Raw genomic sequence first — 10,804 nt, forward strand, 5'->3', positions numbered from 1 at the left:
AAAATAAAGTTTTTAGGTTAGAAGATATTTAGAGCCAGTTCCTTTTCTGCGTGGTGCGAACTGAACACAAATGGTCTTCTTCTTTACTCGTTTAACAAAGTATATTGTTTTCGCTACACACATATACATAAGGTATTTGTGCGTAACTGCATAACTGCATAACTGCGTAACTGCGTAACTGCGTAACTGCGTGACTGCGTAACTGCGTAACTGCGTAACTGCGTAACTGCGTAACTGCGTAACTGCGTAACTGACTCATACAATAGAATTTACCCAAAGTTACAATTTATTTTCTTACAAAGAAATTTATAATGTTAAATTTTTGTGGTGTTTGTCTTAATTTAATGATATTGTTGTGTATTACGCCGTTTTTAATGGTTTTAATTTACATTTAGATAATTGAATAAAATTTTATATTTAAATATTTATTTATCTGTAAGCCACAGATATCAAATATTCTCACAGATTATATTTGGTAAAATATAAAAAAAGTATAGTTATTATTTGACATCTACTTTTTCAATTACACAGATTTTTAAGCAAAAAAAATCTGTGAAAATCAGTATAATCCGTTACATCTGTGGCAAAAATTTTAAGAGAAATCATCAAATCTAAAAAATAAAAAAAAGCCAAAAAAATTACTTCTTTTGGCTTTTCATTAAAATAAAAAATTTTATTTATTCATGTGTGTCATTTCGTATACAAATGTGTCACTATCAACATGTAACAATAACAATGACAGTGCTTTGTCAACAATAAAAGGTACATTTCCTGGTGTAAAACCAAGTGCCAAGGCAAACTTTGTTAACACCTCTTTTTGTTTTGGTCCAAGAACATGATCTACATAAACCATTCTAGATAAATCGTACAATCTCTCTAAACGTTGTGTGTGTAAATAAGGAGGATTTATTGGATATTTAGCTGGATTTTCTAAAATTTCTTCATACTCAGCTTTCGATATCTCTAATCTTACAGCCAATTTATCAAGAAATTCTTTTTCTTCTACGCTCAATTCGCCATCAGAAATTGCAACACGCACAATGGCTGAAAAATGACTTTTATTTCTACTTTTAAATTCGCTATCAAATAAATCTGAAAATGACATAATTATGGGTTTTATTTTGCAAATATAAATTTATTTCATCGGTAAATCAAGTTCTAAATACTAGAAATTTAATTTTAGTTAAAAAGGTGTTTTGATTCAATAAAAATCAAAAATAAACGTTTATTAAATATTGAAAATAATTTGTACGTTTACAGTCCCAAAACTAATAAACCTACCTGTAATGCAAGAATTCTGGATATTTTTTCAACTCGGACTCAAACACGTACTTAACCTTCAAGGTTATGACCATGCACTTTTTTTAATCGCATTAGCCGTTCCGTATGCCTTTAAAGATTGGACAAGAATACTAATTTTAGTGTCTATTTTTACACTTGGTCACACACTTGCGTTACTACTTTCGGTTTTTAATATAATAGTTGTAAAAACTAATATTGTAGAATTTATTATTCCAATAACTATATTAATAACAGCACTTTACAATATTTTCACCGCAGGAAAATCAGCTAAAAATAATAGCATAACATTTATAGGTTTTGTAACATTATTCTTTGGAGTAATTCACGGATTAGGATTTGCAAGCTATTTTAAACCACTACTTTCTGGCGAAGCCATAGATAAATTACCTAATCTTTTAGAATTTTCACTCGGCATAGAAATTGCACAAATCATTGTTGTACTTGCCGTTTTACTATTGTCATTTGTGGTTCAAACGCTCTTTCGCTTCAACAAACGCGATTTTACATTAGTCATGTCTGCCTTTGTAATTGGCGTTGTAATTCCTTTATTGATAGATAGTCCAATCTGGAAAAGATAATTTCTACTTTTTTTAATTTGAAGCAAAACAGTAGTTATATTTGCCAAGGTAATTCCTGCTTTTCATTGCAATCTTTTTTCAATTGCCTTGGGTTTAAACCCAAGGCAATTAAAAAAAGATACCGCTTCAATCAGGGCTAAATGACAATCCATTTTTGTAAAATTAAAGGTTTAAATTTATAATAATAATTCAATGAAAAAATTTCAACTAAGTTTATTTTTATTCTTCGCAACTTTTACGATTTATTCACAACAATACAATATTTATGGAACTATTACTGGTTTTAAAGATGGTACAGAAATAAAATTATTTAATAGAGATTCTGGGTTGAAACCACAAATTACTATAATTGAAAAAAATCAGTTTAAGTTTGTAAATCCAAGTGTAAATTCACCTGTTCAATTATATTTATCAATTAAATTTGATAACAAATTTAATTCTTTCAGTTTTTTAACAGACAACAATGACGTTACTATAATTGGTAGTAAAAATGATTTCCCAAATAATTTTATTGTAACAGGTTCAAAAAGTAATAATTTAAAAATAAAATATTTTGAATTTGTCAAACCACTTCAATCACAATATGATAGTTTAAATAATTTAATTGGTCAAAAAAAATTAGATACCATTAAATACTCAAAAATACATCTCAATTCTGAAAGAAAAAAAAGAGATGTAATTGAAAAAAAATTAAATACATTTAAAATAAATTATATTCTTAATAATTCTAATAGCTATTATTCAATAATTGAAATTTTTTATAATAGACAAAATATAAAAAAAAATAAGATTAAAAAAATTTACAATAATTTAGATGAGAAATTAAAAAATTCTAAATTTGGAATTAATCTTAAAACATACTTAGATATAAAGAAAGTTTTAAAAGAAGGAGATTATTTAGAAGATTTTAAAGCTAAAGATTCTTCTAATGTGTCTCATTATTTATCAGAATTTAAAGGAAAGTATATACTATTAGATTTTATTCAAACTAATTGCCAATATTGTGTTGAATCAAATGCAGAACTAAAAATTATTTTTGACAAATATAAAGATAGTTTACAAATTATTACCTTTAGTGGAGATTCTGACGAACAGATATGGAGAGATGGATTAAAAGAGCATGAAATAAATTGGGTATCCCTTTGGAATGGAGAAGATACAAATGGTAAAATTTTTCAAAAATATGGCTCTTTTGGAACTCCAAATTTTTTTTTAATTGATCCCAATGGTAAAATAATTAAAATAATAAATGGTTATGGAGAAGGAGAATTAACTGAACTAGTTTCAAAAATTTTAATTAAAGATAAAATTTAAAAACTTTGCGGCTTAGTGTCTAAGTGGCTTAGTGGCTTAGTGGCTTAGTGGCTTAGTGGCAAAAAAAAAGATACTGAAACAAGTTCAGCATAAAATGACAGAAAAAAAACAAACAAAATACGACAAAGCATACTTAAGAATAGCTTCAGAGTGGAGCAAACTTTCTTATTGTAAACGCAAGCAAGTTGGTGCAATAATAGTTCGCGATAGAATGATAATTTCCGATGGTTACAACGGTACACCATCTGGTTTTGAAAATTGTTGCGAAGATAATGATGGTTTAACACATTGGTATGTGCTTCACGCAGAGGCAAATGCAATACTAAAAGTAGCACATTCTACACAATCTTGCAAAGACGCTACACTTTACATTACTCTTTCGCCTTGCAAAGAATGTAGTAAATTAATTCATCAATCGGGTATAAAAAGAGTAGTTTACAAAGAAGGTTATAAAGACAAATCTGGTTTAGAATTTCTAGAAAAAGCTGGCGTAATTGTAGATCAAATAGAAGATTTAATTTAATTGTAACGAATGGAAACAGCCAAAAGCATTTTTAATTTCTTTATGATTGCTGGAGTAATTCAGGGTTTTCTTTTCATTCTAGTTACTTCATTTTCTAAACGTAGTCGCGATAAATCGTTGATTTTCTTAAATTTAGTTGTACTTTTTCTTTCATTAAACAACCTTCAAATTGCATTAATTGACAACGTTTTTACAAATTCTAATTTCTTTATTCGCAATTTATTACTTCCTTTTTATGTATTAATCGTTCCATGTTTCTACATATTTTTAATTCACTATTTAAAAATAGAAAAAAAAGTAACCACATTTTTCTACATTACAATTGCACTTTTTCTCATAGAAATTGGCGTTAGATTATTTTTTCTACCACATTTTTATAACGAAAGTAAAAACGAAATTATATCTAAATATGCCCAAATTGAAGAAATTGTAAATGCTTTTTTCTCATTATTTATTTTTCTAAAAGCAGGGATTTTAATTTTTAGAAAATCTAATTTGTACAAATTTGTATTGCGTTTTGACAATGTAATGTGGTTAAAAAACTTTATGTTATTTGGAATTTTGCTTTTAACTTTATGGTTCGTTGCAATAGCTTTAAACTTTAATTTTTATTTAAATCCTAAAATAGTTATCTATTATCCATTGCGTTTCTTTAGTTCTTTATTGTTATATTGGATTGGTTATCAAGGGTTTTTTCATTATTATTTGTTATCAGAAAGAATAGAAATTAGACAAACAATAGAAAATGAATTCAACAAAAGTAAACCACAAAAATCATTTGAAGAAAATCCCAAAAAAATTGAAAAATTCAACGAAATTGAAAACTATATTTTAGAATCTAGCTGTTATCTTGAACCTAGTTTAACTTTAAAATCGCTGTCTGAAGATTTAAAAATAAGTACAAGTTTAGTATCGCAAATTATAAATCAAGGAAGTCAAAACAACTTTTCAGATTACATCAATCAGTTTCGTGTAAACAAAGCCAAAGAGTTTTTAAAAGATACAACTTTTAGCAATTACACTATAGAATCTATTGGTTTAGAATGCGGATTTAATTCTAAATCAACATTTTATACTGCTTTTAAAAAATTCACTTCATTAACTCCAGTAGAATTTAGAAAACAGTAATAAGTTTCTCCAACTTCATATAATTTCACTTTTTCTGGACTTTACAATTTTTCATAGCTATTATTTTTGACTTTAATTCTTAAATAAAAATTATGAAACTTAAAATACTACTACTATTTTTATTGCTTACAAATGCAATAATTGCTCAAGAAAAAGCAGCTAATTCAGATGGAATTTGGACAAAAGTTACTGCTTTACGTGGTTCAATTGCCGCACAAAAATCCTTTTTTACAGAAGTTGGAATTTCTAAATTTTATTATTCTAATAATGGTTACGTTCCTGTTTCTAAAGCTAAATTTATTGCTATAGAATTTTCTCCAACACTTAAACCAGATGTAGAAAATGATATTTATGGATTAAAAGTTGGTTATGAATTTACTGCAATTATAATTTCTGTAGCTCTTGAAGCAAAATATCAAACAGATTTTACAAAAAACGATTTTGTTATAACTCCCAAAATAGGATTTGGAGCTTTCGGGATTTTTACTTTTTATTATGGATTAAATATTTCTACTAATAACAAACCTTTCTCTAGAATTGGAACACATCAATTTTCAATTATTTGCAATTTAAATAAGAGTGCTTTAGAAGAAATGCTGCATTTTTAAAATGAAATTTGTCCTATATTCTTTAATTTGGATAATTTCGGACACTTGATGTGAAAATTATCTTACATTTGATTTCAATTTAAAATTATCATTATGAAAAAAATTGTAGCAATTTTATTAATTTTTGTTTTTTATAGTTGTGGCGGAGAATATTCTGTACCATTTGAATATCAAGATAATTCTAGAATAATTCTAGAAGGTAAATTAGTAGATAATTTAGGGAATGCATTGCCAAATCAATCGGCTGAAATTTTCACTTTTAAAAGTTCTACAAGAATAACTGTTATAGAAGTTTTTTCTAATAATGAAGGAGCAATATTTATTTCTGTTCCCAAATCTAATTATAAATACAGTCTAGGATTTAGTTATAAACAAATTATAAGTATTACTAAACATCCAGAATTAATGATAGAAGATACAAATAACCCTGGAACGTTTTTTGGTTTTACTTCCAATTTAACCTCTGATTATTACGATTTAGGAACTATTAAACTAGCAAATTTTAATTAATTATATGAGAAAATTAACCCTCTTTATTTCACTATTATTTATAAATTATAGTTTAAGCCAAGAAATCAAAATAAAAAGATTTTCTATAGCTACTAATGTTAATTATTCATTTGCAAGTGGCAATAATTTTTTAAACAAAGCATACAATGATGGCATTGGTGTGGATATTGAAGGATTATTTAATATTCATAAAAACTTTTTTATTGGAATAAAATTTCAAGAAAACGATATTAAATTAACTAGTCCAGAATATATTGGGAATTTTTATAATCCTAAAATATCTTCTTATTATGTTTTAATTGGTTATAGAAATTTTGTGAAATCAAATAAAATTTATTTTGAACATAAAATTGGTTTTGGAGATAAAAAGATAACCAACACTTCAGATATTTCAGGTTATTCTATTAAAGGAAATTCATTTGAAATTGGTTCAAGAATTAACTTTGGACTAAAATATCAAATAAATTTTTATTTTGGTATTGATGCTAATTTTACAAAATATGATGTAAAAGTTGTAGAAAAATATAAAACCTTTTACAATAGATCTACACAATTTTTACCAGTTTTAGGATTTAAGTTACAATTAGGAAGAGCTATTAAACCCTTAAAAGTTAAGCTTAAAGAGTAGAATATATTTTTAAAACATTAAGAAATGTTTCACTAATAACTCAATTTCAATTCATACTTTTGTTTCACTATTTTCGTTTTAAAGAAATAGTAGTATAAAAGTGAAAATAGACAAAACATATATTCCTTTATTGTTTTTTTCCTGCGTTGCATTAGGAATTATAATTGGTGGTTGGATTAATTTTCCAGTTGCTCAACCATCATTTGCCAAAAATGATTATAAAACCAAACTCAATAAATTAATAAATTTTATTGATACAGAATATGTAGACGATGTAAAAACCGATTCTATTGTAGATTTAACTGTAACTAATATTTTAGCCAATTTAGATCCACATTCGGTTTATGTTCCGCCAAGTGAACAAACTGCTGTTGCCGAAAGTATGAAAGGCGATTTTGTTGGAATTGGCGTTAACTTTTATAATTACAACGATACTATTGCTGTTATTAAACCTGTAGAAAATGGTCCAGCACAAAAAGCAGGAATTAAAGAAGGTGATAGAATTTTGTATGCAGACAACTTTAAATTATTTGGCAAAAAACTAAAAAACGAAGTCTTGTATAGCAAATTAAAAGGCGAATTAGACTCAGAAGTTACACTTACAATTTATAGAAAATCTGAAAATAAACAACTAAAAATCAAGGTAAAACGTGATGTTGTACCAATAAAAAGTGTTGATGTTGCCATTTTATTAAACAAAAATACTGGTTACATAAAAATAAATCGATTTGCAGAAACAACAGGAAATGAATTTCGTGCAGCATTATTAAAATTAAAAAGAAGCAACATCAATTCGTTAGTAATTGATGTGCGAGAAAATGGTGGTGGATTTATGGAAATGGCCGTTCAAGTTACAGATGAATTATTAAAAGACAAAGAGTTAATAGTTTTTACCAAAAATAAAAAAGGCACAATAGACAAGACATTTGCAACAGAAAACGGAAACTTTGAAACCGGAAAAGTTGTTGTTTTAATAGATGAAAATTCAGCATCGGCAAGCGAAATTTTAGCTGGAGCAATTCAAGATAACGATAGAGGAATGGTTTATGGAAGACGTTCGTTTGGTAAAGGATTAGTACAAAGAGAAATGAAATTCGATGATGGTTCGGCTGTGCGATTAACCATTGCAAGGTATTATACTCCAAGCGGAAGATCTATTCAAAAAGCTTATGTAAACGGCGGTAGTGAAGATTATTATAAAGAACAAGAAACACGATTTGAAAGTGGAGAATTATATGAAAAAGACAAAATAAAAATTGCCGATTCTTTAAAATTTAAAACAAAAAAAGGTAGAACAGTTTATGGTGGTGGCGGAATTGTTCCAGATGTTTTTGTACCTTTAGAAGTAACTCACGGCGAAGAAAGTTTAGAATATATTTTACAAACTGGAATTGTTGGGCATTTTGTTTTTGAACAATTAGACAAAAAAAGAGCAACATTTAAAGGTCTAAATTTTGAACAATTTCAATCCAAAATGAAAAGTGATTCCTATTTAGTTACATTTCAAAAATACCTTGCCAAAAGCGGAATGGAACTAGATTTAAACAAAAATAAATCAATTGTAAATCGTTATTTAATAGCAGAATTCGCCAGACAATTGTTTGGAGAAAACCAATATTACTTAATACTTTTAAAGGAAGATAAAATGGTTAATGCGGTTTTGGAGAAGAAGTAAGTTTACTTCTTCACACTATCATGACTTTGACTAGAAATTCCATTATTCCACAACGTTAAAATATCGGTCGCAACTGCAGCGCCACTTCCAGCAGCAATGGCAAGTTGACTTCTCCATCCAGCTAAAGTACCAACTACAAAAATTCCATCAGCAACTTTATGGTCATCATTTACTAATTGAATGCGTTGTTTTTCGGCAATAGCTTTTTTATGTGGAATTACATAGTGAATCAAACCTTCAATGGCAAAAGTATTTGAATATCCAATTGCAATTACGATAATTTTTGTGTGATAAGAATTTTTATTTGTTGTAACAACAAAATTTTCAAATTCTCCTTCAACTTTTAATACTTTTTCTGCCGCAATTTGAGAAATATGAGGATATAAATTGTGAAGTTGTTGTGTGCTTTCTTTTAATAAATCGGCTCCTAATTTTCCAGCTTCAATTCCGTATGCATTATTAAAAAGTGCTTCTTGAAGTGAAGATGTTTTTTGATGTGTAATAATGGCAATTTCTTTATCTTGTACAAATAATTTATTCTTTGCAGAACCTAAAACTAGCGCACAAGAAACTCCAGCAACGCCACCACCAATAATTAAAACATCTAACATATATTATAAATTACAAAATTCTAATTAAAATTTTGACAGAATTAGTTTTTAAGTTTTTCTTCAATTTTCTTAGACATTTTGAAGATTAATAAAATAAAAACAGCGCAAAAAGCAGCAAGAATACCAATTAACGCCGCAGAACTATTTCCTTCAAATGGTTTATTGAAATCTAAAAGTGTAATGTTGAAAATTATTAATCCAACAGAAATTAAAATCAATATAGTAGTAAAAAGTTTCATAATAGTTATTTGAGAATGTAAAATTAATAAAAATAGTTCTTATTAAAATAAACCTTTAACATTAGCTGCAAATAATTTAACAGCTATTGCAAGTAAAACTACACCAAAAGTTTTTCTAATAACTCCTAAACCGTTTTTACCTAAGAGTTTTTCAATTTTAGCAGACGATTTTAAAACAATATAAACCAAAATAATGTTCAACACAATAGCAACTAAAATATTAGCTGTTGCAAATTGTGATCGTAAAGAAAGTAAAGTAGTCATAGTTCCAGCGCCAGCAATTAAGGGAAATGCCAACGGAATTATTGATGCCGAACTTGCTTCTTCTTCTTCTTTGTAAATTCTAATACCCAAAATCATTTCTAAAGCTAGAAAAAACAATACAAAGGAACCAGCAACAGCAAATGAATGCACATCAATTCCAATTAATTTCAATAATTCTTCACCAACAAAAAGAAAAACAATCATTATAATTCCTGCAGCTAAAGATGCTTTTTCAGATTGTATATGACCAACTTTAGCTCGTAAATCAACCACAATAGGAATAGTTCCAATAATATCAATTACTGCAAAAAGAACCATACTAATTGTAGCTATTTCTCTTATGTCGAATCCAACCATAACCTAGAATTTTAATTTTTTGCAAAAGTACTATATTCTAAAGTGTTAAATTCCAAATACTTCGTTAATTTATAGATAATTAATTGTTGCCGTAAAACATCATAAATCATTTGTACCTTTGCAGTCAAATTTAATACTCGGTTCTTGAACATAATAGTTTAAGGAAAATAAAAATAAATCATCAATGTTTCAATTAGGAAAAACCATCGTATCTGAAGATATTCTTTCTAAAGATTTTGTTTGCAATCTCTCTGCATGTCACGGTGCGTGTTGTGTAGATGGCGATGCTGGTGCACCTTTGAGCGAAGAAGAAACTAAAATTTTAGAAGAAATTTATCCTAAAGTTAAACCATTTCTTCGAAAAGAAGGAATTGAAGCTATAGAAAGATTGGGAACTTGGGTAAAAGGAACTGATCAAGATTTAGAAACTCCATTAATAGATAATAAAGATTGTGCTTACGTAATTTTTGACGGAAAAACAGCACTTTGCGGAATAGAACAAGCTTATAATCAAGGAATTATTTCTTGGAAAAAACCAGTTTCTTGTCATTTATATCCAATTCGTGTAAAAGATTTCACTGAATTTGCTGCTGTAAATTATGATAAATGGGACATTTGCGACGATGCTTGTTCACTAGGAAAAGAACTTCAAGTTCCTGTTTACAAATTTGTAAGAGAAGCATTAATTAGAAAATTTGGCAAAGATTGGTATATGGAACTAGAGAAAGTTGCAGATGATTTAAAAAAGGAAAAATAATTTTTTAAACCATTTAGATGGTAAGGTTCATTAAGTTTTACTTTTAATTTTTCAATACTTTGCAATTTTTTAATCTATTAATATAGAACAACACATTTAGTAATTTTCAAAAACTCAAAATAAACCTTATAAATAAAAAAATTAAGCTTTTATATCTTAATGAACCTTATGGTCTGAAATTGTAAAGAATACTTAATTCGAACCACCACTTAAATTAATTTTTTCTAAAAATTAAAAAAATAAACCATTAAGTTGTTTAAGAAAATTAAGCTTTTATATCTTAATGAACCTTAATTTTTTAATGGTTTGA

At 27.3% G+C, this 10,804-nt stretch carries 13 protein-coding genes; 9 read left to right on the plus strand and 4 right to left on the minus strand.

From position 1 onward, the window contains the following. Nucleotides 1-673 precede the first annotated feature (673 nt). Nucleotides 674-1,105, minus strand: coding sequence for a TerB family tellurite resistance protein (locus tag ACH2BC_RS00005; protein ID WP_395051853.1), 432 nt, complete (start codon nucleotides 1,103-1,105; stop codon nucleotides 674-676). Between the two features lie 181 nt (nucleotides 1,106-1,286). Between ACH2BC_RS00005 and ACH2BC_RS00010 the strand changes: the two genes are divergently transcribed. From ACH2BC_RS00010 to ACH2BC_RS00045, 8 genes are all read left to right on the plus strand, one after another. After that, the gene (locus ACH2BC_RS00010) at nucleotides 1,287-1,880 is read left to right on the plus strand and encodes a HupE/UreJ family protein (RefSeq protein WP_395051854.1); all 594 of its coding nucleotides are present in this window, start codon (nucleotides 1,287-1,289) and stop codon (nucleotides 1,878-1,880) included. A gap of 192 nt (nucleotides 1,881-2,072) precedes the next feature. Beyond that, on the plus strand, nucleotides 2,073-3,194 hold the full coding sequence (locus ACH2BC_RS00015) for a thioredoxin-like domain-containing protein (RefSeq protein ID WP_395051855.1): 1,122 nt from the start codon (nucleotides 2,073-2,075) through the stop codon (nucleotides 3,192-3,194). Nucleotides 3,195-3,288: 94 nt separating this feature from the next. Next, on the plus strand, nucleotides 3,289-3,717 hold the full coding sequence (locus ACH2BC_RS00020) for a deoxycytidylate deaminase (protein WP_395051857.1): 429 nt from the start codon (nucleotides 3,289-3,291) through the stop codon (nucleotides 3,715-3,717). Between the two features lie 9 nt (nucleotides 3,718-3,726). Further along, a complete protein-coding gene (locus ACH2BC_RS00025; RefSeq protein ID WP_395051858.1) occupies nucleotides 3,727-4,845 on the plus strand; it encodes a helix-turn-helix domain-containing protein in 1,119 nt (372 codons plus the stop codon). A 92-nt stretch (nucleotides 4,846-4,937) separates the two neighbouring features. Further along, nucleotides 4,938-5,453, plus strand: coding sequence for a hypothetical protein (locus ACH2BC_RS00030; RefSeq protein ID WP_395051859.1), 516 nt, complete (start codon nucleotides 4,938-4,940; stop codon nucleotides 5,451-5,453). A 93-nt stretch (nucleotides 5,454-5,546) separates the two neighbouring features. Next, on the plus strand, nucleotides 5,547-5,963 hold the full coding sequence (locus ACH2BC_RS00035) for a hypothetical protein (protein ID WP_395051860.1): 417 nt from the start codon (nucleotides 5,547-5,549) through the stop codon (nucleotides 5,961-5,963). A 4-nt stretch (nucleotides 5,964-5,967) separates the two neighbouring features. Beyond that, on the plus strand, nucleotides 5,968-6,591 hold the full coding sequence (locus ACH2BC_RS00040; RefSeq protein ID WP_395051861.1) for an outer membrane beta-barrel protein: 624 nt from the start codon (nucleotides 5,968-5,970) through the stop codon (nucleotides 6,589-6,591). Between the two features lie 100 nt (nucleotides 6,592-6,691). Next, nucleotides 6,692-8,266, plus strand: coding sequence for a S41 family peptidase (locus ACH2BC_RS00045; RefSeq protein WP_395051862.1), 1,575 nt, complete (start codon nucleotides 6,692-6,694; stop codon nucleotides 8,264-8,266). A 2-nt stretch (nucleotides 8,267-8,268) separates the two neighbouring features. On the opposite strand, the gene ACH2BC_RS00050 is transcribed toward ACH2BC_RS00045, so the two are convergent. The 3 genes from ACH2BC_RS00050 to ACH2BC_RS00060 are packed head-to-tail and all read right to left on the minus strand — an operon-like array spanning nucleotide 8,269 to nucleotide 9,737. Further along, nucleotides 8,269-8,877, minus strand: coding sequence for an FAD-dependent oxidoreductase (locus ACH2BC_RS00050; RefSeq protein WP_395051863.1), 609 nt, complete (start codon nucleotides 8,875-8,877; stop codon nucleotides 8,269-8,271). A 41-nt stretch (nucleotides 8,878-8,918) separates the two neighbouring features. After that, nucleotides 8,919-9,116, minus strand: coding sequence for a hypothetical protein (locus ACH2BC_RS00055; protein WP_395051864.1), 198 nt, complete (start codon nucleotides 9,114-9,116; stop codon nucleotides 8,919-8,921). Between the two features lie 42 nt (nucleotides 9,117-9,158). Beyond that, on the minus strand, nucleotides 9,159-9,737 hold the full coding sequence (locus ACH2BC_RS00060) for a MarC family protein (RefSeq protein WP_395051865.1): 579 nt from the start codon (nucleotides 9,735-9,737) through the stop codon (nucleotides 9,159-9,161). Nucleotides 9,738-9,921: 184 nt separating this feature from the next. On the opposite strand from ACH2BC_RS00060, the gene ACH2BC_RS00065 reads away from it, so the two are divergent. Beyond that, nucleotides 9,922-10,494: a DUF3109 family protein gene (locus ACH2BC_RS00065; protein ID WP_395051866.1), complete on the plus strand. Its 573-nt coding sequence runs from the start codon at nucleotides 9,922-9,924 to the stop codon at nucleotides 10,492-10,494. Nucleotides 10,495-10,804 lie beyond the last annotated feature (310 nt).

Source organism: Flavobacterium sp., from assembly GCF_043760115.1.
GTDB lineage: Bacteria > Bacteroidota > Bacteroidia > Flavobacteriales > Flavobacteriaceae > Flavobacterium.